The 24,341-nt window shown below is 63.3% G+C and carries 24 protein-coding genes and 3 pseudogenes; 11 read left to right on the top strand and 16 right to left on the bottom strand.

Annotated features, from left to right (window positions below):
* Positions 1-2 precede the first annotated feature (2 nt).
* The 6 genes from M9955_06725 to M9955_06700 all read right to left on the bottom strand — a co-directional run bounded on the left by M9955_06725 (position 3) and on the right by M9955_06700 (position 4,103).
* On the bottom strand, positions 3-338 hold the full coding sequence (locus M9955_06725; GenBank protein ID MCO5081338.1) for a metalloregulator ArsR/SmtB family transcription factor: 336 nt from the start codon (positions 336-338) through the stop codon (positions 3-5).
* A gap of 133 nt (positions 339-471) precedes the next feature.
* Positions 472-1,674 (bottom strand): chromate efflux transporter, encoded by a 1,203-nt coding sequence (gene chrA / locus M9955_06720; GenBank protein ID MCO5081337.1) that lies wholly within the window; start codon positions 1,672-1,674, stop codon positions 472-474.
* Between the two features lie 133 nt (positions 1,675-1,807).
* On the bottom strand, positions 1,808-2,230 hold the full coding sequence (arsC, locus tag M9955_06715) for an arsenate reductase (glutaredoxin) (protein ID MCO5081336.1): 423 nt from the start codon (positions 2,228-2,230) through the stop codon (positions 1,808-1,810).
* Positions 2,231-2,241: 11 nt separating this feature from the next.
* Positions 2,242-3,285 carry an ACR3 family arsenite efflux transporter gene (arsB, locus tag M9955_06710; GenBank protein MCO5081335.1) on the bottom strand — a complete coding sequence of 348 codons (1,044 nt, stop codon included), beginning with the start codon at positions 3,283-3,285 and terminating at the stop codon, positions 2,242-2,244.
* A 72-nt stretch (positions 3,286-3,357) separates the two neighbouring features.
* The gene (locus tag M9955_06705; protein ID MCO5081334.1) at positions 3,358-3,690 is read right to left on the bottom strand and encodes a metalloregulator ArsR/SmtB family transcription factor; all 333 of its coding nucleotides are present in this window, start codon (positions 3,688-3,690) and stop codon (positions 3,358-3,360) included.
* A gap of 170 nt (positions 3,691-3,860) precedes the next feature.
* Positions 3,861-4,103 carry a copper chaperone PCu(A)C gene (locus M9955_06700; protein MCO5081333.1) on the bottom strand — a complete coding sequence of 81 codons (243 nt, stop codon included), beginning with the start codon at positions 4,101-4,103 and terminating at the stop codon, positions 3,861-3,863.
* Positions 4,104-4,619: 516 nt separating this feature from the next.
* Between M9955_06700 and M9955_06695 the strand changes: the two genes are divergently transcribed.
* The 4 genes and pseudogenes from M9955_06695 (at position 4,620) to M9955_06680 (ending at position 7,264) form a co-directional block, all read left to right on the top strand.
* Positions 4,620-5,213, top strand: a complete 594-nt coding sequence (locus M9955_06695; GenBank protein ID MCO5081332.1) for a type IV toxin-antitoxin system AbiEi family antitoxin domain-containing protein — start codon at positions 4,620-4,622, stop codon at positions 5,211-5,213.
* Positions 5,206-5,430, top strand: a pseudogene (locus M9955_06690) (nucleotidyl transferase AbiEii/AbiGii toxin family protein). Before M9955_06695 ends, M9955_06690 begins: the two are co-directional and overlap by 8 nt.
* Positions 5,431-6,074: 644 nt before the next feature.
* Positions 6,075-6,623 (top strand): hypothetical protein, encoded by a 549-nt coding sequence (locus tag M9955_06685; protein MCO5081331.1) that lies wholly within the window; start codon positions 6,075-6,077, stop codon positions 6,621-6,623.
* Between the two features lie 293 nt (positions 6,624-6,916).
* A pseudogene (locus M9955_06680) lies at positions 6,917-7,264 on the top strand (efflux RND transporter permease subunit).
* 104 nt (positions 7,265-7,368) lie between these two features.
* Here the strand turns inward: M9955_06680 and cueR are convergent.
* Complete coding sequence (cueR, locus tag M9955_06675) at positions 7,369-7,767, bottom strand: Cu(I)-responsive transcriptional regulator (GenBank protein ID MCO5081330.1); 399 nt, start codon at positions 7,765-7,767, stop codon at positions 7,369-7,371.
* A gap of 557 nt (positions 7,768-8,324) precedes the next feature.
* Between cueR and M9955_06670 the strand changes: the two genes are divergently transcribed.
* Both M9955_06670 and M9955_06665 read left to right on the top strand, forming a co-directional pair.
* Positions 8,325-9,770: an NAD-dependent succinate-semialdehyde dehydrogenase gene (locus M9955_06670; protein MCO5081329.1), complete on the top strand. Its 1,446-nt coding sequence runs from the start codon at positions 8,325-8,327 to the stop codon at positions 9,768-9,770.
* 84 nt (positions 9,771-9,854) lie between these two features.
* On the top strand, positions 9,855-10,295 hold the full coding sequence (locus M9955_06665; protein ID MCO5081328.1) for a DedA family protein: 441 nt from the start codon (positions 9,855-9,857) through the stop codon (positions 10,293-10,295).
* 100 nt (positions 10,296-10,395) lie between these two features.
* Here the strand turns inward: M9955_06665 and M9955_06660 are convergent, their stop codons facing one another.
* Entirely contained in the window at positions 10,396-10,548 is a 153-nt protein-coding gene (locus M9955_06660; GenBank protein ID MCO5081327.1) for a hypothetical protein, read from the bottom strand.
* 209 nt (positions 10,549-10,757) lie between these two features.
* Here M9955_06660 and M9955_06655 point away from each other — a divergent pair, with 209 nt between their 5' ends.
* The gene (locus tag M9955_06655) at positions 10,758-11,444 is read left to right on the top strand and encodes a hypothetical protein (GenBank protein MCO5081326.1); all 687 of its coding nucleotides are present in this window, start codon (positions 10,758-10,760) and stop codon (positions 11,442-11,444) included.
* A gap of 108 nt (positions 11,445-11,552) precedes the next feature.
* Here the strand turns inward: M9955_06655 and M9955_06650 are convergent, their stop codons facing one another.
* Positions 11,553-13,076 (bottom strand): Fic family protein, encoded by a 1,524-nt coding sequence (locus M9955_06650; protein ID MCO5081325.1) that lies wholly within the window; start codon positions 13,074-13,076, stop codon positions 11,553-11,555.
* A gap of 685 nt (positions 13,077-13,761) precedes the next feature.
* Between M9955_06650 and M9955_06645 the strand changes: the two genes are divergently transcribed.
* Entirely contained in the window at positions 13,762-15,201 is a 1,440-nt protein-coding gene (locus tag M9955_06645; protein MCO5081324.1) for a DNA cytosine methyltransferase, read from the top strand.
* Positions 15,202-15,322: 121 nt separating this feature from the next.
* Here M9955_06645 and M9955_06640 read toward each other — a convergent pair whose 3' ends face one another.
* From M9955_06640 to M9955_06620, 5 genes are all read right to left on the bottom strand, one after another.
* Entirely contained in the window at positions 15,323-16,081 is a 759-nt protein-coding gene (locus M9955_06640; protein MCO5081323.1) for a metallophosphoesterase, read from the bottom strand.
* Entirely contained in the window at positions 16,078-16,800 is a 723-nt protein-coding gene (locus M9955_06635) for a hypothetical protein (GenBank protein ID MCO5081322.1), read from the bottom strand. The genes M9955_06640 and M9955_06635 overlap by 4 nt, the downstream gene beginning before the upstream one ends.
* 97 nt (positions 16,801-16,897) lie before the next feature.
* Positions 16,898-18,487 (bottom strand): AAA family ATPase, encoded by a 1,590-nt coding sequence (locus M9955_06630; GenBank protein ID MCO5081321.1) that lies wholly within the window; start codon positions 18,485-18,487, stop codon positions 16,898-16,900.
* A complete protein-coding gene (locus M9955_06625; protein MCO5081320.1) occupies positions 18,450-18,791 on the bottom strand; it encodes a hypothetical protein in 342 nt (113 codons plus the stop codon). The genes M9955_06630 and M9955_06625 overlap by 38 nt, the downstream gene beginning before the upstream one ends.
* Before the next feature lie 27 nt (positions 18,792-18,818).
* Complete coding sequence (locus tag M9955_06620; protein MCO5081319.1) at positions 18,819-20,948, bottom strand: AAA family ATPase; 2,130 nt, start codon at positions 20,946-20,948, stop codon at positions 18,819-18,821.
* 177 nt (positions 20,949-21,125) lie between these two features.
* On the opposite strand from M9955_06620, the gene M9955_06615 reads away from it, so the two are divergent.
* On the top strand, positions 21,126-21,389 hold the full coding sequence (locus M9955_06615; GenBank protein ID MCO5081318.1) for a helix-turn-helix domain-containing protein: 264 nt from the start codon (positions 21,126-21,128) through the stop codon (positions 21,387-21,389).
* Between the two features lie 457 nt (positions 21,390-21,846).
* On the opposite strand, the gene M9955_06610 is transcribed toward M9955_06615, so the two are convergent.
* Positions 21,847-22,107: a DUF2312 domain-containing protein gene (locus M9955_06610; GenBank protein ID MCO5081317.1), complete on the bottom strand. Its 261-nt coding sequence runs from the start codon at positions 22,105-22,107 to the stop codon at positions 21,847-21,849.
* A 104-nt stretch (positions 22,108-22,211) separates the two neighbouring features.
* Positions 22,212-22,361, bottom strand: a pseudogene (locus tag M9955_06605) (DUF2312 domain-containing protein).
* Between the two features lie 288 nt (positions 22,362-22,649).
* Between M9955_06605 and M9955_06600 the strand changes: the two are divergent.
* Together M9955_06600 and M9955_06595 are read left to right on the top strand one after the other, a co-directional pair.
* Positions 22,650-23,402, top strand: a complete 753-nt coding sequence (locus M9955_06600; protein ID MCO5081316.1) for a transporter substrate-binding domain-containing protein — start codon at positions 22,650-22,652, stop codon at positions 23,400-23,402.
* Positions 23,403-23,414: 12 nt separating this feature from the next.
* Positions 23,415-24,263, top strand: coding sequence for an amino acid ABC transporter permease (locus M9955_06595; protein MCO5081315.1), 849 nt, complete (start codon positions 23,415-23,417; stop codon positions 24,261-24,263).
* Positions 24,264-24,341: the final 78 nt, after the last annotated feature.

The following is a 24,341-nucleotide window of genomic DNA, read 5'->3' as shown; positions in this document are numbered from 1 at the left end:
GTCTAGCGGGCGGGTTCGCAGGCGCTGCTGCGGCGGGGTTCGGGCGGGCAGGAGCCATCAGCGCAGCACTCGTCTGCGAGGAAGCCGATCAGCGACTGCATGGCCGGATACTGCGCGCGGCAGATGAGCGTCGTCGCCTGTCGTTCCTGGGTGACGAGGCCAACGTCGACGAGTTTCCTGAGGTGGTGCGAAAGAGTGGAGGCGGCGATGCCGAGCTTCTCCTGGACGCTGCCCACGGGCAGCCCTTCGCCTCCAGCGCGGACGAGTATCCGGTAGAGCTGCAGGCGCGTCGGGTTGCCGAGCGCCTCGAGCTGGGATGCTGCTATTTCGAGTTTCATCGAAATAGTGTGGCTGAGGCAAATGCGATCGTCAAATGAATTTCGATGATCGTCGAAATAATGAGGCGTGATGAGCCTCATCCGCCTGCCGGAGGATTGCCTGCAGGCTGTCGCCGGATTCCCACTCGACCCTCTAAAGCAGCACCCAGCCAAGTCCCCCGGCGGCAACTACCACGGCCCAGGCCGGAACGGCCCACACGGCCAAGGCAACGAAGGAGACCGCCGCGATTGCCATGGCAACGGAAGATGTGACACCTTCGCTGAAGACAGGATCGTAGAGGGCGGCTGCCAGAAGGCCGACGACCGCCGCGTTTACCCCCATCAGCGCGCGGCGCGCAGTCGGCGATGTCCTGAGTCCGTCCCAGAAGGGCAATCCACCGAGCACCAGCAACGCCGATGGCGCGAAGATCGCAGTGAGCGCGATCGATGCCCCCACGATCCCGTCGGGCCAGGTATCGTGAACGGCTCCGAGATAGGCGGCGAAGGTGAAGAGCGGGCCCGGCACAGCCTGGGCGGCACCGTAGCCGGCGAGGAATAGTTCACGGCTGACAAGCCCGGTTTCCACCGTTTCGGCCTGGAGCAGCGGCAGGACGACATGCCCTCCGCCGAACACGAGGGACCCCGCCCGGTAGAAACTGTCGGCCATTCGCAACGCCCCGTCGCCTGTGGCGGCTGCGAGCGCGGGCAGAACGATCAGGAGGACAAGGAAGACCAGCAGGAAGGCCGCGCCCGCCCGTTTGCCGACCGTCACGCCCAGAACCTCGTGCACACCATTGTCGACATCGGGTGCCCGCAGCCATGCAAACCCGGCCAGTCCGCCCGCAAGGATTGCCGCGACCTGTCCGATGGCAGTCGGGATCAGCATTGCGATGATCATGCCGAGCACGGCGATCGTGCCGCGCTCCCTGTCCCGAGCGAGGCTTTTCGCCATGCCGAGCACCGCATGCGCGACCACGGCCACCGCGGCCGCCTTGAGCCCCTGTACCCAGCCCGCGCCGCTCTCTGCGCCGACAGCCGCCGCCCCGAAGGCAAAGGCGACCAGCAGGATCGCGGAGGGCAGCGTGAACGCGGCCCAGGCCGCGAGCATACCGAGGTAGCCCGCACGCCGCAGACCGATCGCCATGCCGATCTGGCTTGACGCGGGGCCGGGCAGGAACTGGCAGAGGGCAACGAGGTCTGCATAGGCCTGCTCGCTCATCCATTTCCGGCGGACTACGAAGGCTTCCCGGAAGTAGCCGAGATGTGCGACGGGACCGCCGAAGGATGTCAGGCCCAACCCAAGGAAGACCCGAAACACCTCCCCGGCGCTTCCGACCACCTTCTTGCTAGCTTCCATATTCCGCTCTCCGCCCTCGCCACAATCTCGGTGGCAAGCTCCTTCCGATCAGTTCCGGAACGCCACCGTCTCCCACACGGCGCTATCTGGATCAACGCATCCGTACAGGTGCCGGGCAGTCAGCGACGCGATGTCAGCGCACGCGCCTGCCGTCGCTGTCGATCACGACTTCGCCGTCGTCCTTGGTGAAGGGGCCGATGTCCGGGTTCGGCAGGATGTCGAGCACGGCCTCGGAGGGGCGGCATAGCTTCGCGCCAAGAGGTGTCACCACGATCGGTCGGTTGATCAGGATCGGATGCTCCATCATGAAGTCGATCAGCTCGTCGTCACTCCACTTGGGATCGCCGAGCCCGAGCTCCGCATACGGCGTTCCCTTCTCGCGCAGGAGACCGCGCGGTGAAATCCCCATCGCAGCGATCAGCTCGACAAGCTTCTCCCGCGAGGGAGGTGCCTTCAGGTATTCGATCACCTCGGGCTCCTCGCCGGATTGGCGGATCATGGCAAGCGTGTTGCGGGACGTGCCGCAGGCGGGATTGTGGTAGATAGTGATCGTCATGATCGCCTCCGTCAGGATGCCCGCTTCACCGCAGGGCCGCGCTCGTACCAGTCCTTTGAACGGTTCACTATCCAGACGACCGACAGCATGACCGGGACCTCGACCAGCACGCCTACGACCGTCGCGAGGGCCGCTCCGGACTGCAGGCCGAACAGCGCGATGGCGGCGGCGACCGCCAGCTCGAAGAAGTTGGAAGCCCCGATCAGCGCCGAAGGTCCGGCGACGCAGTGGCGCTCGCCCGAGATCCGGTTGAGGAGGTAAGCGAGCCCCGAGTTGAAGTAGACCTGGATCAGGATCGGCACGGCGAGCAAGGCGATCACCATCGGCTGCGAGACGATCTGCTCGCCCTGGAAGGCGAAGAGCAGGACCAGGGTCGCGAGGAGCGCGATCAATGAAAGCGGCTGCATCCGCGAAAGCAGGCGGTCGAGCGAGGCCTGTCCGCCTCTCGAAAGGAGCTGCCGACGCAGGACCTGCGCGACGATCACGGGCAGGACGATGTAGAGGACGACCGACAGGAGCAGCGTGTCCCATGGGACCGTGATTGCCGACAGCCCGAGGAGCAGGCCGACGATCGGCGCGAAGGCGACGATCATGATCGCGTCGTTCAAGGCGACCTGCGAGAGGGTGAAGTTCGGCTCGCCTCGGGTCAGGTTCGACCAGACGAACACCATCGCCGTGCAGGGCGCGGCCGCCAGAATGATCAGCCCCGCGATGTAGGAATCGATCTGGTCGGCTGGCAGGTAGGGCCGGAACAGCCAGCCGATGAAGAGCCAGCCGAGCAGTGCCATGGAGAACGGCTTGATCGCCCAGTTGATGAACAGCGTGACGCCGATGCCGCGCCAATAGGTCGCCACCTTGGCCAGCGAGCCGAAGTCGACCTTCAGCAGCATGGGCACGATCATCAGCCAGATCAGGACGGCGACCGGCAGGTTTACGCGGGCCACCTCGGCCTGTGCGACCGTTCCGACGAAGCTCGGCGCCAGATAGCCCAGCGCGATGCCTGCCACGATGCATAGGGCGACCCACAGGGTCAGGTATTTCTCGAAGAAGCCGATGGCGGCTGGCGCCTCGCGAGGCTCGGCAAGTGTCGTGTCTGTCATGATGAATCCTTCAGGCGGCGTTGCTGCTCAGCAGCGGCAGGTAATGGCGTCGATCACCGGACGGCAGAGTTCCGGCGCGCCGGTGCAGCAATCCTCCATCAGGAAGGCCAGCAGATCGCGGAACCCTGTCATGTCCGCGGCATAGCGGATGCTCCGCCCGTCGCGCTCGGCGCGGATCAGTCCGGCCTGCGAAAGGATCTTCAGGTGCGAAGAGGTCGTGTTCTGGACGGTTCCGAGACGCTCCGCGATCTCGCCTGCGGGGAGTCCTTCAGGGCCTGCCTTCACGAGGAGCCGGAAGATGTCGAGACGAGTTCCCTGGCCGAGAGCCGCCAAGGCTGCAAGAGCTGCTTCTTTATCCATTCATCTGCCTTTCTCGATCTAAGGATATTATACAGGATGTGTCAGCTTTGTGACGGGCTACGGCCGGGCGATAGCTGGGGCGGCCTCCCCTGCCGACGCTGGACGACGAACTCGATCTCGACGGCTCGCCTTCTCGAACACGAGCGTGGCCGGGAGTCTGTCGCCATCCTTCATCTGCCGCTCGGGCCGATGAACATGACGTGCAGCTTCTCGGCGGCGAAATCCACGGTCGTTCCGGGTTCCAGGGGAAGGCCGTCGACAGGCCGCATGCTGGCCACGCCGTTCTCGATCGCGGAGCGGTGGATCTCGGCCGGCTCGGAAAGAGGGGACGAGATTCCGACCCGGCGGTCGGCCTCCGCGCCCGAGTTCGTCAGGGTCATGTAGCCGCTGGCGACAGGGGCCGACGGCGGCATCGGACGGGATCAGGGGTGGCGGATCTCGATCGTTCCGGCCGTGAAGTCATGAGAGGCCGCCGGGCCTACGAGAGCGAGGAAAGCGGCAAGGACCGCCGCGGTTCTGCGAAGCATGTCAATCTCCTTTCGAAGGATACCAATGTTCAGCCTTCGAAGGGACATCGTTCCCGAGGCTGGCGGATAGTCTTACAAGGACAATCGCATAGCAGTGATGAATCGCTACGACGGCCGAAGGCCCGCCACTCGCCAACCGAACGGCTGCCGTGGGGTGGTCCTGCCTGGCGTGAGAAACCGTTCAGGACGTGCAGCCCGATGGCAACGTGAAGTCCTGCTGGCCGACCAGGACAGCAGGAGTTCTTCTGCGCACGCACCACCGGACCCTTGACCAGCGGCTGCCATGTCGGAACCCAAAGGTGAAGGTCGCGTTTGCGGTTGACTAACAAGCCTCTGGAATTTCAGGCGTAACCCTTGATCTTTGTCAGAAACGTCGACAAGTCTTTCTGACAGGAGAGAGCCATGACGATCATGGAGAAAGTGCGCCACGCGCTCAAGAGCAAGAAGGAGGGTTCGATCGTAAGCGCTCGTTCGCTTGAACGAATTGCTTCCCGTGGCGCGATCGACCAGACCCTTTCCCGCCTTGCCAGGGCCGGCGAGATCATCCGGATTTCCCGAGGCATGTACGTTGTGCCCGTGCGCGGGAAGTTCGGGTCATATCCGCCTTCGCCGGAGAAGGTGGTCCGTGCTTATTCGAAGGCCAAAAGGAAGCGGATCGTACCGCACGGCGCCGTGGCGGCGAACCGTCTTGGGCTGACCACGCAGCAGCCGATCCGGCAGGTATATCTGACACCCGGTCAACCCGGACGCCTCGAGCTCGGCACAAATCCAGTCGAGGTGCGGCACGCGCCCGAGTGGCAGACCATCCTGCCGAACCAGCCTGCAGGGGAAGCTATCCGGGCCATGGCCTACATGGGCAAGGAAAGAGGCAAGGAAAGCGCCGTGAAGATCCGCCGCGTGCTAGGGCCAGCGGAATGGGCCAAGATCAAGCGGGCAAGATCGAGACTTCCAGAATGGGTGGTCAAGGCTGTGGAAGAGGCGGAACGCGTTGCCTGAGCGCTTTTTCAAGCACTCCCTCAAGGATCGTCGGGATGCGCTCGGTTATGCGGCGGAGCAGATCGGGCGGCCCGCCTCGATTCTGGAAAAGGATATCATGGTCGTCTGGGCACTCGGCGTCCTGTATGGGAGTGAGCATGGCGACAGTCTATCCTTCAAAGGCGGAACGTCGCTTTCAAAGGTTTACAGGCTGATCGACCGCTTCTCCGAAGACATGAGGCCCAAATCGAGGAGCGGGCATGGCAGCTTCTCGAGGAACTCACCGCACCGGGCGAACGGTCGAAGTCTTTGACTACGGAAGTGTGACGGAATATATTAGAACTGCGGTTACGATCGCACTGGCCCGAGAGGGTCTGCAAAGTTATCACCTAAGGGTGAATCAAAAAGGCAGCCTCGAGAGGGAGCTGCCTTTTTCAGTTCTGATAATCCGGTTTCGGGTTCGGCGGCCCTGGCGACACAAGCGGGACACGGCTTGCCGACTCAACGCTTCTGTTCACCACCCGTTGCTTCCGTGCAAGGCAGGCGCAACATGCGCTCGGCTGATGCTGCCATCGGCGAACCCGGCGTTCATGGTCTGGTTCCCCGCGTGTACTCCCGCCTTGCGTTCCGCTCTGTCCTGGGTGCAGAGACCCACGTCCCCATCGCCATCCTGGTTCATGAACGGTTCACCGTGCCGAGTGATTGTCTGACCAGGGATCTGGATCTCATCGGCTGTCGCGGCTAGAAGCGCGATGCCCCGGGTGAGCAACGTGCCCCCGGACGAGACCTCTCCCAGCATCGAAACGACCTCGTTTGGCCACTGGCCCCTCTGCCGTGCGGCTCCGATGGCGGACCCACGGAATTCAACCATGGGAGATCCAGATGCACGACCAGATCAACAAGCTTATCGCGGACGCGTTCCGCACCCATGCGGCTCCGCTGCCCGACTATGCCAGGCCCAAGGACGATGACGGCCGCGAATTCCATGCCCGCTTCGCCCAGGGACGCACCGAGGTCACGGACCGTCCCTGTGGTGACGAGGACATCTCCCGCCCCGGCAGCTACTGCACCTACGCGCACCGGACGACGATGATCCCCCTGCTCCCGGGAGCCCGGTCGATCACCTATTGGTCGCCGGCCGTCTTCTTCCTGCCGGATGACCCGGCACTGAAGCCGGAACTCGCGTTCGACGGCGACCCCTTCCGGCGGCAGGCGCGCGTGGTCCCGCTCTCGAGCGGTGGCTCGGCCAAAGCGATCAAGCGGCGGGTGTTCGCGCACCTGGAAAAGCCGCTGGAGCGCCTCCGTGCTTTCCATGCCGCAACGGGACAGCGTTGGGAGGTCATCGTGGAAAGGGAGCGCCGCCGGTGCGCGGAGACGAGCGAACCCTTCGGGATGCCCGAACTGCCGCTGGACCCGCGGTCGCTCTCCTAGCGGCTGGCGAAAGCGCCACAGCCTGGTTGGCACCGCTGCGGCGCCACCCTCTGTCGGCCCGGGCCTCATGAAAGAGGACCCGGGCCGATGCGTTCGACATCTAGGCAGAAAGCGTGGCTGATGCAGGGACAGGAATCGCCTGCGTACTGGACCCTAAGGCTTCAAGCTGAAACGACCACGTTACGACGTTTCGATGATCGACATACGACTGCTAGCAGCTGTGCAGCATTCGTCTGCGAGGAAGCCGATCAGCGACTGCATCGCGGGATAGTGGGCGCGGCAGATGAGAGTCGTTGCCTGCCGCTCCTGGGCTGACCGCATCGGACGTGATCGATGCCGTGAGCGAACAGAACGTCCAGGTAGCGGCGGGCGGAATCGGGCAGCAGCCGGATTCGTCGGCCGAGTTCCAGGTAACGGTGAACGCGAAGGGCCGACTGCGGTCTTCAGAACAGTTCGGCGGGACCATCGTCAGCACTGGCCCGGACGGGCAGACGACACGGCTGCGCGATGTAGCGCGGGTGGAGCTGGGCACCGACTCCTACGCGTTGCGCAGCCTTCTCGACGGCGAACCCGCCGTCGCGCTTCAGATCATCCAGGATCCGGATGGCAACGCCCTCGAGGCATCGAGGGCGGTGCGGTCGGGGAGCGTCAGCCAGGCCTTGAGGGCGATCTCCGTCCCGATCCCCGCAGGATCGCCCATCGTCAGCTCAACCGCCATCGCCCGCGTTTCCATAAGCATCGCCGCCTAGTGCGGACCGCTCGGTCCGGCGAGGCCATCGATGATCGGGCATTCGGGCCTGTGGTCGCCATGGCAGTTGTCGACCAGGTGCCGCAGCATGGTCCTCAAGGCCGATAGTTCTGTTATCTTCCTGTCGATGTCCTCGAGCCTGGCCAAGGCGATCGCCTTCACTTCGGCGCTTTCCCGGTGTGCGTCGCCATAAAGCGACAGGAGCTGCCTGCATTCCTCGACGGAGAAGCCCAGGCCACGCGCCCGCTGGAGGAACCGAAGGCGATGGACATCCGCGGCCGAGTAGTCGCGGTAGCCGTTGAGCGCGCGGTCCGGCTTCAGGAGGCCGATGTCCTCGTAGTATCGGATGGTCTTCGCGGGAAGACCGGACCTGGCGGCTGCGGTGCCTATGTTCATCGCGGGGCTCCTGGCTCGAGTCGCGTGAACCTAAACCCTCCAGCAGGTGGAAGCTCAAGCCCCTAATCGCCAGAGTGCCAGGTTGGCCCTCCTGTTCGGATACATTCCCCGCATGGTTCCGAGCATGAAGATGCCCATGCGTCGGGGGCACAGGGGTGTGTGTTCCCCGGCCAGCAGTCGGTTGGAGCCCGACGCTTCGGCATCCATGAGCGGCTCCTCCGGTGCGAAGAACCGCCGTCTGCAAGGTTCGTCCCCGACTGCGGGCCGCCGCGCCGCGCTACCTATGGTGTGAGTTCAAGGCCGCGGCTCGCTTCCTGTGTCCGTGCACGGCGCGGCTGAGCCTTGAAGTGGAACCGAAGCGGCGACCTCTCCCAACGCGCTCAATCGCCGCACCCTTCCTGCACGACGGGCATTTCTCCCTGGTGTCTATTCCATGTGGCCTAAGGCCCTATGCGCCGCCCTGTCGTGAGGAGTACACGGCATCGCCAGTAAACAGACACCCGCCCGCCCTGAGAAGGAGTCAGGCATTGCCCTTACACTATCCGTTGTCCGACCGCATGAAATCGCCGGACCTTTTCAATGCCATAGGCCGCGCGCGTTCGCTGGGTAGGCCCGTCAGCGGGCGGACGTTCAAGGTGTTCAACCCGTCGACGGGCGCGTTGCTGGCAGAGCTGCCTGACATGGGCATCGAGGAGACCCGCGCGGCCATCGACAGTGCGCATGCCGCGCAGCCTCGATGGGCGGCGCTGACCGCGCGCGAGCGAAGCGACATGCTGTGGCGCTGGCATCAGTTGATCGTCGCCCATACGGATGATCTTGCTGCGATACTGACCGCCGAGATGGGCAAGCCGCTTGCCGAAGCGCGGTCGGAGGTGTCGCATGCAGCCGCTTACGTGCAGTGGTACGCGGAAGAGGCGAACCGCATCTATGGCGAGACGATCCCCGCCCCTTCGGCTGACCGCCGCATGCTTGTGATCAAGCAGCCGATCGGCGTCGTCGGCACGATCACTCCCTGGAACTTTCCCGCCTCGATGGTGGCGCGCAAGATCTCGCCGGCTCTTGCCGCGGGCTGCGCGATCGTGCTCAAGCCTGCTGAGCAGACGCCGCTCGTTGCGGGCGCTATGTTCGCCTTGGCCGAGCAGGCTGGCTTTCCTGAAGGCGTTCTCAATCTTGTTTACGCATCCGAAGGCGATGCGGTCGGCCGCGAACTCTGTTCAAACCCCAAGGTCCGCAAGATCAGCTTCACGGGCTCGACCGAGGTTGGGCGGCTGCTCATGCGCCAGTGCTCGGACCAGATCAAGAAGGTCAGCCTGGAGCTCGGCGGCAACGCGCCCTTCATCGTCTTCGACGATGCCGATGTCGACGCGGCCGTCGACGGCGCCATTCAGGCGAAGTTCCGGAACGCCGGGCAGACCTGCGTTTCCGCGAACCGCCTCTATGTCCAGTCGGATGTCCATGACGAGTTCGTCGGCAAGTTCGTGGAGAAGGTCCGCCGCCTTGCCGTCGGCGACGGCTTCGATCCGGATGTAACCGTCGGACCGCTGATCGATGGCCACTCGCTGGCCAAGATCGAATCCCACATCGCCGATGCCGTGGCGAAAGGCGGCAGAGTGCAATGCGGGGGCAATCGTATCGGCAAGGAAGGCACGTTCTTCCAGCCAACGGTCCTCACCGACGTCTCCCGGGAGATGAAGGTGGCGCAGGAGGAGACATTCGGCCCGTTGGCACCGATCATCCGCTTCGAGGATGCCGACGCGATCGTGCATGAGGCCAACGACACCATCTACGGGCTCGCCGCATACTTCTTTGCATCCAACCTGAAGCGCGTCTGGCGTGTCGCCGAGGCTCTCGAATATGGCATGGTCGGCATCAACACAGGCCGCATGTCCTCGGAAGCCGCGCCTTTCGGCGGAATGAAGCAGTCCGGCATCGGCCGGGAGGGGTCCCGCCATGGAATCGAGGAATATCTCGAAATGAAATATCTCTGCATGGGCGGCATCTGACTCGTCGTCGGCGCTACCCTGCTTCCCTTGATTCCGACGAAGGTTCTGGCTTCGTGATCAGTGCAGCAGTCGAAGGCCTCCTCCATGGGTGACATTGGAATCCTTGGAGGCTTGTTTGCGGCGGCGTTCGTTGCCGCCACGATCGTGCCGGCGCAATCGGAGGCGGTACTCGCCGGACTTCTAGCGGCGGGCACGCATTCTCCCGCCCTGCTGGTTGCAGTCGCCACCGTCGGCAATGTGCTCGGAGCCGTCCTGAACTGGGCCCTTGGACGCAGCGTGGACCGCCTCCGCGACAGAAGATGGTTTCCTGTCAGTCCTTCGGTCCTGGGCCGCGCAAGCGGGTGGTACCGCCGCTGGGGACGATGGAGCCTCCTGCTGAGCTGGGCACCCGTCGGCGGCGATGCCCTGACCGTTGCCGCGGGCATCCTTCGAGAGCCGTTCTGGAGCTTCGTGGCGATCGTCGCGGTCGCCAAGGCGGCCCGCTACGTGGCCGTCGCTGCCGCAACGCTCGGAATTCTTGGATAAGGCAAGCGAACACCAGCCGCCCTCGTCAGCTCGACGTTCCAGCAATGAAGGCGAGGCAGCTCTGCGGCACCTTGACGGCCATTGTGACGACATCGAGTTGTCAGTCGACCGTCTGCGCATCGGGTCCCTGCTGGCTGGGTATCCCGGGCTCCGGAGCCAGCGTGTTCATGATGCCACCGAGATAGCCTCCCAAGGGTCGGTCGCGCGCCTCAGCAGCGTCCCCCGCCTTCCAGAGCAGCCCTGTCCTCTTCAAGGCTGACAGCGTCCTGACGATGGAAGTCGTGTTTCAGGAGACGACGCGGGTCGAATCGCGACCGAGGGCGCTTTCGGCTGGTGGCCCCTTCCGTGGGTCGGTCTCGCCTACTGCCTGCGGCGTGGTCCTCCTCGCGCATTCACCGAATGGCAGCGGACCGGTGCTGGCACCAATCGCGGATGTCGCGATATAAGGATGTCGCTGGTGCCTTGAAAGACAAGACGATGGATACCGAAGAACGGCTTGGGTCGGCCGAAGAATGGGGACCGTCAGCGGCGATAGCGTTCGTTGACCTGTCGGGGTTCAGTTCGATCACGGATGTCTTTGGCGACGAAGCCGCACTCGCCATCCTGATCGCATTTGAGCAACATGTGACCGAAGCCCTCGAACATGGCGGGCGGCTGGTGAAATGGATCGGCGACGAGGCCATGCTTGCCTTCCCGAATCCTGATGTGGCCCTTCGGGCGCTTGCCGATCTCCTTCCAAAATGCCGGGCCGACCCACGGCTCCCTCTTGTCAGGGCCGGAGTGCACTATGGGCCTGTCATTCGAAGGGATGCCGACTTCTTCGGCGCCACCGTCAACATCGCCTCTCGCATCGTTGCTTCTACATCGGCAGGCCGACTGCTCGCCACGCAGCCGATCGCGGAACTGGCGGAAGCGAAAGGGATATCCGTCGAGCCGCTGGGCCAAGCCTCGCTTCGATCCGTGGCCACCAGGGTCCCGCTCTTCTCGATCCAGATGACCGACGCCGTGGACGTTGCCTGGATCGACCCGGTCTGCAGGATGCACGCGCCATATTCCGCGTATGCAAGATCGCATCCGCCCGTGCACTGGTTCTGCTCGACGCGTTGCGAGGAGGCGTTCACGAGATCGCCTGAGACGTACCAGCGCTAGACCGCTGCGGGGATGTCGAGCCATCTTGGCCTTCGTCGGAATGCGAGGGAGCGGCCTGCCATGGCAACGGGCCGACCGCGATCCGTCCCTCTCCCGGCGGCCGGGGCGCTAGCGCCTTGGTCCGCCCGACATGTCTCCCCCGCTGCCGTCCTCGTCATCTTCCGGACGTGGGAGACGAAGTCTGATCGCTTCTCGGTCCCCCACTTCCGGGCGGACAAAAGCGTTCGTTTTTGAAAGAAGGGACGTCGCCCTTTCGATGGTCGACCAATTGATCGCGTGGACGTAACGCTGCGCGAATTCAAGCGTTCTGATGAGCGTGTGTGGGTCTCCGGCATTGGTCGCCATCCGAAGCCCTTCAAGGTAGTTCGATCGGTAGACGGTCGGAATGATGATCCTTGTTTCCTTTGCTGCCGTCAGTTCCGCATTCATCATGATTCTGGCAGTTCTGCCATTGCCATCGTTGAACGGGTGAACCTCGGCGACCAGGAACATCATGAAGATCGCTCGATCGATGGCGCTGTCGAAACGCTGGTAGATCTTGAAACCTTCCCGGAGCGTCCCGACGACCTCACTGGATTTGACGAAGGCTACCATCCCGAACCTGTTGTCTTTCGTCTTGAACTGGCCAGGCGATTTCTCCGGCCGTGCGTCCATGATGCGTTTGTTCCGGCTCTTCAGGAGCGTGACGAAATCATCGAAGCTTAGAGGAACGCGCCCATGGTCGGCGGGGTCCGAAATCGTTTCGAACGTACCTACGATATCATGGGCATCGGCAGGCCGTTCCTCGGGAATGGCTCCCTTGAAGATAATGTCCTCGGCCTCGTCGAGCTCGAACTCCGTTCCTTCGATGAAGTTGGAAAAGTAGGATTCGAAGAAAGCCTGATTGATCGCCGCTCCAGGCGTGAGGCTGGATAGGAGGGGGGCCTGGGGCGCCCTGCTTCTGAGAACGTCGTGAATCTTGTTTAAGAGGTCCACCCGCTGCGGGTCGTAGGATTCTCCGGATAAATGCGCGGCCACGGCCGGCGATGTGAGCCTGGCTTCCTGAGTGCCGATCAATGTGCCGATCATGGAGCTTAGCTGTTGGGCTTCATCTGCCAGCCCAAGTTCCTTCCCGACCTTCTTGATCTGGTCACGCAGGATGTTGATGCCTGTCTCGCCGCCGCTGCGGTATAGGTTGAGAAGGTGATTTTCGATCTCCGTTCGTGAAGCTGTCCTGGCAATCCCGCTTCTCGACCTGGACGGCACCATGTTTTCGACGAATGTACGGGCAAGCGACGTGCAGTACAAGTTGGCGCGCATCGGGTAGTCGCCTTCTATTCTGCCATGTCCCTTGCGGGAGCGGATAACGATCCCTGGCAAATTGACATCTCGTTTGGTTCTGGCAATCAGGAACACGGAACCATCATCGGCAGGCTTCTGCTCCAGGGCGGTCCGGTCGGCAACGATGGCGTCAGGAAAATAGAGAGGGACGATCTTCCAGACGTTGCGGCGGACAAGCGTCACTCGGTCCTCGAGCATGTGGGTCGTGTAAAGGCGGCTTCCGATCTCGCGCAACCTCTTCGCCGCGACAGCGCGCGAGACCTTCAGAGAATTCTCCTTTGTCGACAGCACGAACTCGGGGAACTCGCTCATTTTTGCTCCTTAGGCATCGCGGCATCCGATATTCTGAAAACAATCGGAACTTAATGGGTCAAGACGAAAACTTTTGGCACTTAAGAATATGCTCGCTCGTGCAGGCTTTAGCAAGGGCAAGCGGAGACATTCCGAAAACAACCGTGGCTTAATGTCGGAAAACTGAAAACATTCGCGACTTACGCGATGAATGAATCTGTATGAAGCGCATCGGCCACTACGACAGGTTGGGCATCGTTCAGCGATGCGGTGGCCGAGTGGAGGCTCGCGGGCACGTTGGAAATGCCGCGCGGCATCCGCTGCCATTCGGCTTGTGCACCATCGGGCGCAGAAGCCGTCCAACAGCCATCCTGCCACACGCGTGCCGAGGCCTTCCGGCAGGTCTTACTCTATGGGCACGGTCGGCAGCGACGACGGACCGTCGGCGCTATCCTGAACCCCATCCTGTAGCGGCCGATGACCCAGAGCGCCGGCTCGCCGACTGTTCCCTAGACCTTCGATCGCAGCGGATCGCCTTCGGTCACGATTTCCTCGACAACCCGAGGAAGGCTTCAAGCTGAAACGACCACGTTACGACGTTTCGATGACCGACATACGACTGCTCGCACGCTGCCTGCCTCGGAGAAAAAGGACAACAGATCGACAGAAATGGCATGTGCATCAACATAGATGCGACATTCAATGCGTGCCGCTGCGCTTCACGGCGGATTCGTCATCCCTTAACCATCACCCGGTCATTGAGATTCGGGGTGTAGGGGAGTGGGCAGAATTGTATCGGGACACCGAGGGGATTTTCACGGGATCGGCTTCTTCCGAGGTCGTCGGCCGATCGTCGATGACAGCGGTCGAGATTTATGCAGGCGCCGGCGGCATGTCCCTGGGCCTCCGGCAGGCGGGCTTCCGGATGCTGGCGGCATACGATTCCAGTCCCGCGGCAGTCGCCGTCTATAACCGGAATGTCGGTTATCACGCGACCCAAGCCGACCTGACGGATGTCGCCCTCTTCGCGCCCCGGATAGCGGCGCTCAGGCCCGACATCATCGTAGGCGGTCCGCCCTGCCAGGACTTCTCGCCAGCGGGTCTCCGGACCGAAGGAGAGCGCGCGAATCATACCAGGATATTCGCGCTGTACGTGTGCGCCGCATCCCCTGAATGGTTTGTCATGGAGAATGTCCAGAGGGCGAGGAACTCCGCCGCCTGGCTGGACGGCAAGGAGATGCTATCCCGGGCAGGCTACGGGATGACCGAGATCGTGGTGGATGCCGCCTATTACGGTGTCCCTCAGCGCCGGAAGCGCCTGCTGGTCATCGGACGACGCGGCGAGCGCGACGGTTTCATGGACTCCTCGATCCGGAAGGCAGCGGCTGCCAGGCCGATGTCCCTGCGGGAGCTGTTCGGCGATGGCCTCGGGGATCACGTCTACAACCATCCCCGCTCGCCAGGTCGACGTGGCGTGTGGTCGGCAGACGAGCCGAACCCGACGATCCGCAATGCCAGGCGGCCGCAGCCGAGCACCTACGTGCCGCATCCAGGTGACTCCAACTATGTCGAGGCGGTATTCATGCGGCCCTACTTCGACGGGCGCGGGGTATTTTCCCTCGACGAAGCCGCGCCGGCCATCGTGAGGACCTCCCGGGAGCGCCCTCGTCAGTCATATCTCGACAATCCCCATCCTGCCGATCCGGCGCCTGCGGCGAATGCCACCGTGCTGACGCAGTCCGACACCTCCCGCATCCAGGGATTTCCGAGGAACTGGGACTGGTCCGGCTGCCGCAGCCGGGACGTGGACCAGATGATCGCGAACGCGGTGCCAGCTCCCATGGCTCGCATCATCGGAACCGAGATCCTGCGACGCCACCATGGCCAGACGTGGCCGGAGGTGCCGGGTAACTTCGGCCAGTGGCTGGCGAAGTCCCGGAAACTTGCACCCCAGCTCGTCGCCAACGTGAAGTGGCGGGTGCGCAAGGCTCACGAGCTGCTCGGCGGCCGGGCGATCGCCTGTGCAGGGACGGAGGCGCGGCGCCTGGAAGAGGCGCTGGACCTGCAGGCTTTCAGCGCAGGCAAGAAATCGGACATCAGACGCGCGTTGCGGCTGTATCGGGAGTGGCATGCCCTGAGGGCGTGAAGGAACAGAATGCTGCATGTCGCAGCCGCGTCTGTGCGGGTCGGAGCCATCGTTGCGGCACACCTCTAGGTAAAATGGCCCGCTCCTCCTGCTGGCTATCCGCGGCAGGCCGATCGTTCCTTCAGATTTCGATAGTGAATGCTGGATCGAAACCCGGATTCTCGCCCCCGTAACCGCGAGGGTTGCAGACGATGCGAGTGCTTTCGACCACATGGTCGCTGCTGTCGTGCATGTGACCGTGGACCCAGAGCATCGCCGGGGAATCCACGATGATGTCGGTAAGGTCCGAAGCATAGGCTGCATTCGTTGGGTCGCCCTTGAAGCGCTCCGGAATTGACGCCGGGTGCGGCAGGTGATGCGTCACCACGACCGTAGGCAAGGAGCTTGCTTCCAGTTCCCGCGCCAGGAAGGCTCTGGAGTCCTGGTGCAGCCTGTAGCTGTGAACGGGCAGGAACCGCTTCCAGGGCTTCTTCTGCCAGGCGATCTGCCGATAATCGTTCATCCGCCTGCGGGCGTGGTCCATGGCAGCTTCCGGCGTGCCGTCGATCCGGAAGTCGGTCCAAAGGGTGGCACCAAGGAAACGCATGCCGCCGATGGTGACGGCATCATTTTCAAGGAAATGGACGCCCGGTGCCTCCCTGACTGCCGCGCGACCGGCTGCGATTCCCTCCTTGATCGAACCTTTGTAGAACTCGTGGTTGCCGGCCACGTAGATGCAGGGCATCGCGGGCACAATGTGTTTGGTCAGCCAGCGGATGCCGTTGTCGATGCCGCGGCACAAGTCTCCGGCCATGACGCACGCATCCGCGTCGGGAGGCTGGAGCGGCTCCCTGAGGTCTGCATATTCCAGATGGAGGTCGGAGAGGATCCACAGCCTCATCCGACGATGAGCTTCCTGGCGTGCGCCATCACACGTCCCAGCTCGGATCCTTCCAGCGTCCCCCGCTGAAGCAGCTGGCCGCAGAGGTACGAGATGGCGGGTTCCTGCTTCCTGACGATCTTGAGCGCTGCTCCATAGGCCGCCTCAAGACGCCTGTTCACGGCCTCGGCAAGCGTCGGATTTCTGGCAAGGTGCTCCGGCCAGTCCGAGCACCGACGAAAGAGGAGCGGCATGTTCTGCCCGAACCCCATCGAAGTCTCCATGGCATAGGCAAGCCGCGTCGCCTGCTCAAGGTCGCTGCCCTCTGTCACTCCATCGCCAGAGGCTCCGATGGTCTTGATGAACTCCTCTTCTCCCGCTCGGCCTGCGAGCATCACGGCGAGATGAGCGGTCAGATGTTCTTCGGTGTGGTCGCGGATCTCGTCGATCTGAGCCATCACATGTCCACCCTGCCGAGCATCGATGGACAGGGCGGTGATCGTGCCGAGCCCGAGATAGAGGCGCGCTGCCGCATGGCTGGCCTCGTGAACTGCAAGCCTGGTTAAAACTGGCGGGGTCCGCTTTGGCCTGTGAGCATGGCCCCCATCGGGAGGCGCGACCGCCTCGTCCGGGTCGGGATGCGCCGATGCCGATCTGGAATCCGCCGGAAGCTTGCTGAAGAGGCGGTCATAGGGTGGTTGGCGTGTCGGATGGGCTGAGCTGGGCGTGGCAGCAGTCATGGGCTTCTCTCCTCATGGCGAAATTGAAGGGGATCCCTCTGGCCTTGTGCCGGAGGAGGTGGCTGTCGAGGTCCTGGGGGAGTTTCCACGCGAGTCATCACTGCAGCCGTCTTTCGTGTTCGCGTACCTCGACCAGCTGCTCCACGATGCGCTCGAGCTTGCGAATGGACCCGCCGCTCCAGGCGGAGGCCACGGCCGCCAGTTCGAATCCTTCCAGAGGCGTCGCCCATCGCGGGTCATGGCCCCGATCGGCATAGAGCCGCTCCATGATGCGGACGGAAAGGAGCGGCAGATGTTCCGGACCAGGCTCAGGGAAGCGGAGGACGCGGCAGCGGTCGCGCAGCACCGAAGGAATGGGCTCCACCTCGTTTGCCGTCATGAGCCATGTCACGTTGGACAGATTGCAGGCCGCCTGGATATACGGGTCGTGCCAGCGACTTGAAGTTTCCGGCTCGAACAATCCCAAGAGAACGTCATGGGCGTTGCCGTTGTGCCGGCCGCTCCCGACCTTCTCGATCTCGTCCAGGATGATGACAGGACCCGCGCATTCGTGGCGGCGCACGGCCAGCATCGGAAGGCTGGGCTCTCCGGATGACCATCGCCGCGGCGTCCCGCCGAGAACGCTGTCGCTCATGCCGCCGCATGGAATGAGCTCGTAGGGAGCACCGAGCTCTTCGGCGAGCCTCCTTGCGAAGCGGGATTTCCCGCAACCTGGCGGACCAAGGAGAACGGTCGGTCGAATGCTGAGATGCTGCCGTCCCACTAGCCCCTTGAGAACCTGGTCGACGAGCAAGGTCGCATAGGGGAACTCATCGACAAGTTTGGCACGGACAGCGGCAAGGTCCGGAGTGACCGGCACAGGGAGCGGGCGCCCGGTGATCTGCTTGAATTCCTTCACCACCTCCTTGCCTTGGGAGGCGGTGGGATTCCCCACTTCCTGGAGCACGACTACATGGCCCTCCGGCGTGGCGGGCAATTCGGTCGGTTCATCGCTATCGGTCTCGACCTCGGGAGCCGCTTCCTTTGGAGCAGCCTGTGCTGCCTCTTCTTCCGGCTTCGCCTGCAGGATGGCCTTCTTGAAAAGGTAGGAGTAGCTGCGAAGTTCATGCTGGAACTCCAGTCCCTTCGCATAACCGCGGTACCGCCCATCCCTCTGCTGCTCGTCGATATCGCGCGAGTAAGCCGACCACGCTAGTGCGCACCAAAGCATCCTCGGCTTGTGGGTGGTCCTGGCATCTTTCATGGCGAGGATTGCCATCTCGCCCGCAATGGCTGCCGCCGCATTGGCATCTCCGAACCCAGCCCGGTACAAGAGGCACCGAAGCCGAGCGGCATGTAGCGGAATGCCGGGGATGTCAGGGATGTCGTCCAGCGAGGTTTCGAAGGCACGCAGGCTGTCGAGGCTCTGCTCGACCGCGAGATCTTCGAGGCACGAGACGATCGGCTGCAGATCGAGGCGTTGCCGCTTCCTGAGCCGGCGGGCGAACCGATCGCCATATTCACGCATGTCGCTCGTGAGATCATCGCGGAAGAAGGGCATGCCGCGCAGGAGTTCCTCCTCCGTCGGCAACCGCGCGCCGCCCTTGACGGCTTTCTCGCGCCGCTTGAACAGCTGGTACTCACGGGTCCTCTCGTCCGTCATGGGGAGGTCACGAATGATCGCTGGAATGTTCGGCCGGGCGACCAAGCCGATACCAGCGTGAAAGCGTTCGAGCCCAACTGCGATCGTCGGAAAGCAACCAGAGGTCCGATGTGCCGATCAGCCTGTTCTGGCCCGGCAGCTTGGGATGCCCTGTGGAGAGGCCCGCCAGGCAAGGAACTAAACGCTGTCCGACAACCCATCGGTCGAGGAGAGGGGTATCTCGACCAGCCAGGACTTCCGGAGGAGCGCCGTCGCCGATGCGTTCGATGTCCGCGACCAGCGCACGCAGCCTTCCCAGCTGGAAATCGAAGAACGGATCCCGTTCGTCGTCTCGCCCAAAATGGATCATTCGGCCATCCTCCACCAGTTCTCGAAGTCAGTTGCCCAGCGCCGGAGAGCGTTCCGAGGAACGAGAGATGGGTTCCATCACGCAGGCTGCTTTGCCGCGGTCGATGAGTTCCTTGACCTCGAGGGCGGACAGGTAGCCGTTCTTGTCGAGGGCCTCCGTCACGGTGTCGAAGGCCGCCCGGTTCCTAGCTAGGAGTTCCTTCGCCTGGGACGTCGCGTGCGTGAGACGCTTGCTCACCGATTGCAGGAGGCCTGGCACCGTCGTGAGCGGGTCGTACCTGCCCTCCCCGAGGTAAAGAGGGCCATACTGTCCGAAGCCGAATCTCAGCTCGATCTTCTTGGCGAGCTCGGTCGCGAGCGCCAGGTCGGATGTCTCAGAACCTCCCGCACCTGCCGATGCAGTTCCCAGCACGAGTTCTTCCGCGGCTCGCCCCGCCATCAGCATCGACAGGACGTTGTTGCAGTGATCCAGCGACGCGGCACGATCGACATTGGCGACCTGAGTTAGGCCCTCGAGGTCGCCGATGGACACGCCGACGACCTCCATGCCTCCCAACAGGCTGGCTACAACGGCATGGCCGGCCTCGTGGACGGCAATAAGACGGCGTTCCTCCTGCGTCGGTGGTTCCCGGTTCAGGCGAACCTCCGCCAGCAGGTCCGCGAGGTGCAGTGGTCGTCGCGCCCGCCTCGCCGCACCTCGGGCACGGCGCACGAAGGCTTCGACATCGGCACCCGTGCTGCCGCGGGCAGCAAGCGCCACTGGCATCAGATCGTTGTTCGGCAATTGCTCGCCGAGATGATGGCGGAAGATGCTGGCGAGGGTCCGAACGTCCGGGATTTCGATCTCGATCTCCCGGTCCAGCCTGCCGGCTCTCCTTACCGCCGGGTCGATCATGTCCGGATGGTTCGTTGCGCCGATCACCACGACACCAGGCCGCTCCTCCACGCCCTGGAGCAGTTCCAAGAACAGGTTGACGATCTGGGACCAGTACTCGACGTAGTCGCCTCTCAAACGCGCCCGGTCCGAGATGCCATCTAGTTCATCGATGAACAGGATGCAGGGCGCCACCTGCCGCGCCCGCGCAAAGGCGTCCTTGATCGCCTGCAGCGTGCCGGAGAGATAGCTCGCCGCGTTCCAGTCGGCGACGCTTGTCGCGACAAGCGGCACGCGGGCTGACTTCGCCAGTGCGCGCGCATAGCTGGTCTTGCCGACACCTGGGGGGCCAGAGAGCAGGAGCCCGCGGTTGTCGATCTCGTCCCAGCGGATGCGGCCGGCCTTGTAGTCCGCGAAATCGGCCACCAGTTCGAGGCCCCAGTCCTTCGCCGCCCCGTATCCGTCGAGTTCCTCGAGCGAAGGACCATCCGAGTGGAATTCGCCCTTCTTCGCGACGAGCTCTTCGAGCCTGGCGATACAGTCCTCGGGACTACGGTCAGGGCGCAGGGCGAGCACCAGGTCAGCCACGTCGAGCAGGCGGACGGCGATAGGATCGATCGCGCGCGGCGGCTGCTTGCCCGTGACCGCCTCGATGACGAGCGCCAGGGCGCTTGCGTCGAGTTCTGGCAGCTCCAGCTGATACTCCGCCGAGCGCATCAGGTCGCGCGGCAACTGACGGCGGGGATCGGGCGCAATCCCGATGATGGTCGAGCGCATGTGGAGAGCGTAGGCGATCGTTTCGTTGTCCCGATCAGGCTTGTCATTCTTGTCGGTGCCATCGCGAGCGATCAGCATGACCTCTTCCCTCCCGCGCCTGGAGTCACGGTGATGGGTCACGACGGTCCGGTCGCCGGGGAGAGCACACGCCTCGAACACCTTCTGGACGGGAGCGACGCGGTCGGGCGTGTGCGTGGCCACGGCTACCACTGGTGCGCCTCGGCGAAGGATACGCGTGAGGCCTGTCTCTCGCTCGATGGCACGCGCGGCCAGCACGGCGACGGCCGCCACGTCCGGCCGGACCGAGATCCGTTCTTCGGCAGGCGTGTCCATGAGGTCGTCGAGGAGGATTTCGACCGGATCGGACTCCTCTCCCGATCCGGAGCGCAACATCGACTTGGCACGCACGCCGTCCTCTCGCGCGAGGATGTCGAGGAAGGCACGAGCCAGCAGGTCGGGCTTTGCAGCGCGCGCCGCTTCGGCTGACGCAAGCTTGGAACGTGGCATATCGAATCCCCAAGATGATCGTGCTGCCGGGTGAGGCCCGGTGCGAATCCTTGATTCGCCTCTAAACAACCGCAGGCATAAGGCTTCACAATGCTGGCGTCCAGACGCCATTTTTGGCGTCTTAACGCCAGCGCGCGGCATCTAGCGTCGAGCTGCTGCAGCTATTAGAACCGACGGATGCACGCTCCCTACGAACTGCTGCGCGCTGCGCGAGTCCTTCTCGACATGAAGGCTGAGGACCTCGCCAAGAAGGCGGGGGTAAGCAAGCGATCGCTCGTCCGCATCGAAGCATGCGAGTCGGTGAGCCTCGAAACCGCCATTCGCGTCCAACAGGCATTGGAGCGGGAGGGGATCGAGTTCCTGCTGGAGACGAAGGTCCGGGGTCCTGGCTTGAGTATCCGGAAGGGTAAGATCGGAAGGCCGAAGCTGCAGAGCGAATGATCAGCTTTTGCTGTGCCTGCTATGCCTTTCATGATCCTCGGCACCCACCTCTGACATCGACAGGCGCAATCCGCGAGGTCGCAGCGCGATGTCTTAGACTGCTTCCACGAGAAGCGAGACCGCATCCAGATGCAGAACACGCGGTTAGTAGTATCGCGCATCACCAGGCGTGGCTCGAAGGGCCGCGACTACGAACAGGAACATGGAAGGTATAGCCGGCCGGACGGCTGGGACCCGCTAATGCCTTACAGATGGTGCATGGCGTAAGAAGGTCGGCCTCATGGACGAGGCAGCTGCTGATTGCCGAGATTGGCCACCTCCTCGGCATCCAGGACTTCGATCCGAGGCAGCGGGAACTCGCCGCCTAGCTCAAGAGCCATAACACAGGGCCCCGCGGCGCTGACCTGCGGGGCCCTGATGAACTAGGCCAGCCTATGCGGGGGCGCTGGCGGAACCGTCACGCCATGCCGAGGGCAGCCATGTACAATTCCAGGATCGCTTCGGCTTCCTGGCGTTCGGCCTGGTCCTGCTTGCGGATTCTGACCAGCTGCCTCACCGCTTTCACGTCAAATCCGGTGCCCTTGCACTCGGCGTATACGTCCTTGATATCGTCGGCGATCGTCTTCTTCTCCTCCTCGAGGCGCTCGATGCGCTCGATGAACGCCCGCAGCTGTCCGGCGGCCACGGTCTGGGAGGAGTCGGTTACTTCGTCTGCCATTTCTGGTCCTCGTCTCGGCATCTCCACTGTCGTCTAGCAGTGGAAGGTGTGGCCTACATAAGATGTTGAAATCAAAGCTCCACTACAGGAGATACCGGGGATTAGAAGCCGTTGCCCTTGGCCTCGGCATAGATGTCCTTGATGTCGTCGGCGATAGTCTTCTTCTCCTCCTCGAGCCGTTCGATGCGCTCGATCAGCGCGCGCAACTGGCCGGCGGCGACGGTCTGGCTGGAGTCGGTGATTTCATCGGCCATGGGGCTCTCCGGAGATGATCTGAGGACGCGACTCGCTGGCCGCTGGATGGGCGGTTCCGATGCCCGATGGCGCTCCCCGGGTCAAGCTCTTCCGTGTTCTTCGCCAACCGGCCGCACGGCGCGACACAAATATCCGGGATGGGCCGAATCCCGAAATTCTGAGTCTTTGCAACGGCATGGCGGCAAGGCTAATGTTGCGCGAGGCCATCCGGAATGGCCCGATCACCGCAAGGAGTTTCGCCCGTGTCGTTTCGCGCCCTGTCCCTTGTCCTGTCCGCCTTTCTCGCCATGACGTTTGGCGCGGCGGCGCAGACCCTGCCCGATCTTGGCGGCCGCACCGTCGTCATCGTGACGGAGAACGCCTATTTCCCGCTGCAGTTCGTCGACGCCAAGACCGGCAAGCCCGCCGGCTGGGAGTATGACGCCATGGAGGAGATCGCGAAGCGGCTGAACTTCAAGGTCGAATACCAGAACACGTCCTGGGACGCGATGATCCAGGCCGTATCCGACAAGCAGTACGACATGGGCATGACGGGCATCACCATCAAGGACGACCGCAAGGAAAAGGTCGACTTCTCCGATCCCTACATGAAGTCGGAAATCTTCATGCTGGTGCGCGGCGACGAGACGCGCTTCACCGACGCGAAATCCTTCGCCGCGGACGACAAGCTGCTGATCGGCGCACAGGCCGGCACCTCGCCCTTCTACGTCGCCGTCTACAACGTGCTGGACGGCAACGAGCAGAATCCGCGCATCAAGCTCATGGACACCTTCGCCTCGACCGTCGCCGCGCTGCAGGCGGGCGACGTGGACCTCGTGCTCACCGACAGCGCCGCGGGCAAATCGATCTCCGACAATTCGGGCGGCAAGCTGAAGATGATCGGCGAGCCGCTGCAGGCCGAGGACTTCGGCTTCATCTTCCCGAAGGGGTCCGATCTCGTCGCGCCGATCAATGCCGGCATCGCGGCGTTGAAGGCCGACGGCACCTTCGACCGCCTGACGCAGAAATGGTTCGTCGACTACAAGCCCGACGCCCAATAGGCACGGCCGGCCTTGGATGAGCTTGCCGCAGGCGGCATTTCGGCGGATCGGAAACGCGCCGGCGCAGGCCCCAAGGCCGATTTTCCCTACTGGCTGGTCGCCCTGGCGGCCATTGCGCTCGCGGCCGCGATCGCCATCGCCGCCAGCGACCTCTACAGCCAGATCTTCAGGACCGTCGTCCAGGGCACGTGGATCACCATCTATGTGACCCTTGTCGGATTCACGCTCGCCTCTCTGCTCGGGCTCGGCATTGCGCTGATGTCGCTGTCGGGTTCGCTGTGGCTGAGGCAGATCGCGCGCTTCTATGTCGAGATCTGCCGCGGCATACCCTTTCTCGTCCTGCTGTTCTGGATCGCCTTTGCCGGCGTGCCGGTGTTCGTCGCCTTCTGGAACAGCGTAACCGCGCCGCTGCAGCAGGCCGGCTGGCTCGGCGAATTGCAGGTGCGCGACGTTTCCTATCTGTGGCGCGCGGTCATCGCGCTGACCATCGGTTATGCGGCTTTCATCGCGGAAGTCTTCCGCGCCGGCATCCAGTCCGTCGACCGTGGGCAGATCGAGGCGGCGAAGGCGCTCGGCCTGTCGCGCTGGCAGAGCTTCCGGCTGATCGTGTTCCCGCAGGCGATGCGCACCATCCTGCCTCCGCTGGGCAACGATTTCGTGACGATGGTGAAGGATTCCTCCTTCGTCTCCGTGCTCGGCGTCGCCGATATCACGCAGCTCGGCAAGGTCTATTCCGCCGGTACGTTCCGCTTCTTCGAAACCTATTCCATCGTCGCCTACATCTATCTTCTGCTCACCATCAGCCTTTCGCTGGCGCTACGCGGGCTGGAACGCCGGTTGCGCAAGAGGCAAGCGCGCTAGCGCTTTTCAGGACAAGACGGACGTGTGCTCCAAGCCATTGACGCGCGGGCCTTTCGCTTCCACCCTGCGCCGGCAGCA

It is taken from the genome of Rhizobiaceae bacterium (assembly GCA_023953845.1).
Taxonomy (GTDB): Bacteria; Pseudomonadota; Alphaproteobacteria; order Rhizobiales; family Rhizobiaceae; genus Arvimicrobium.
The sequence above is the reverse complement of the archived record's forward strand: the minus strand, read 5'-3'. Positions and strand labels throughout refer to the sequence as shown.

Bases quoted from the DNA above. Each gene is read 5' to 3' on its own strand.
- M9955_06725 (MCO5081338.1), bottom strand. From the start codon at position 338: ATGAAACTCGAAATAGCAGCATCCCAGCTCGAGGCGCTCGGCAACCCG.
- cueR (MCO5081330.1), bottom strand. From the start codon at position 7,767: ATGAACATAGGCACCGCAGCCGCCAGGTCCGGTCTTCCCGCGAAGACC.
- M9955_06695 (MCO5081332.1), top strand. From the start codon at position 4,620: ATGACGATCATGGAGAAAGTGCGCCACGCGCTCAAGAGCAAGAAGGAG.
- M9955_06685 (MCO5081331.1), top strand. From the start codon at position 6,075: ATGCACGACCAGATCAACAAGCTTATCGCGGACGCGTTCCGCACCCAT.
- M9955_06705 (MCO5081334.1), bottom strand. From the start codon at position 3,690: ATGGATAAAGAAGCAGCTCTTGCAGCCTTGGCGGCTCTCGGCCAGGGA.
- M9955_06610 (MCO5081317.1), bottom strand. From the start codon at position 22,107: ATGGCAGACGAAGTAACCGACTCCTCCCAGACCGTGGCCGCCGGACAG.
- chrA (MCO5081337.1), bottom strand. From the start codon at position 1,674: ATGGAAGCTAGCAAGAAGGTGGTCGGAAGCGCCGGGGAGGTGTTTCGG.
- M9955_06600 (MCO5081316.1), top strand. From the start codon at position 22,650: ATGACGTTTGGCGCGGCGGCGCAGACCCTGCCCGATCTTGGCGGCCGC.
- M9955_06670 (MCO5081329.1), top strand. From the start codon at position 8,325: ATGAAATCGCCGGACCTTTTCAATGCCATAGGCCGCGCGCGTTCGCTG.
- M9955_06625 (MCO5081320.1), bottom strand. From the start codon at position 18,791: ATGATCCATTTTGGGCGAGACGACGAACGGGATCCGTTCTTCGATTTC.
- M9955_06620 (MCO5081319.1), bottom strand. From the start codon at position 20,948: ATGCCACGTTCCAAGCTTGCGTCAGCCGAAGCGGCGCGCGCTGCAAAG.
- M9955_06665 (MCO5081328.1), top strand. From the start codon at position 9,855: ATGGGTGACATTGGAATCCTTGGAGGCTTGTTTGCGGCGGCGTTCGTT.
- M9955_06650 (MCO5081325.1), bottom strand. From the start codon at position 13,076: ATGAGCGAGTTCCCCGAGTTCGTGCTGTCGACAAAGGAGAATTCTCTG.
- M9955_06640 (MCO5081323.1), bottom strand. From the start codon at position 16,081: ATGAGGCTGTGGATCCTCTCCGACCTCCATCTGGAATATGCAGACCTC.
- arsC (MCO5081336.1), bottom strand. From the start codon at position 2,230: ATGACGATCACTATCTACCACAATCCCGCCTGCGGCACGTCCCGCAAC.
- M9955_06700 (MCO5081333.1), bottom strand. From the start codon at position 4,103: ATGCCGCCGTCGGCCCCTGTCGCCAGCGGCTACATGACCCTGACGAAC.
- M9955_06635 (MCO5081322.1), bottom strand. From the start codon at position 16,800: ATGACTGCTGCCACGCCCAGCTCAGCCCATCCGACACGCCAACCACCC.
- M9955_06615 (MCO5081318.1), top strand. From the start codon at position 21,126: ATGCACGCTCCCTACGAACTGCTGCGCGCTGCGCGAGTCCTTCTCGAC.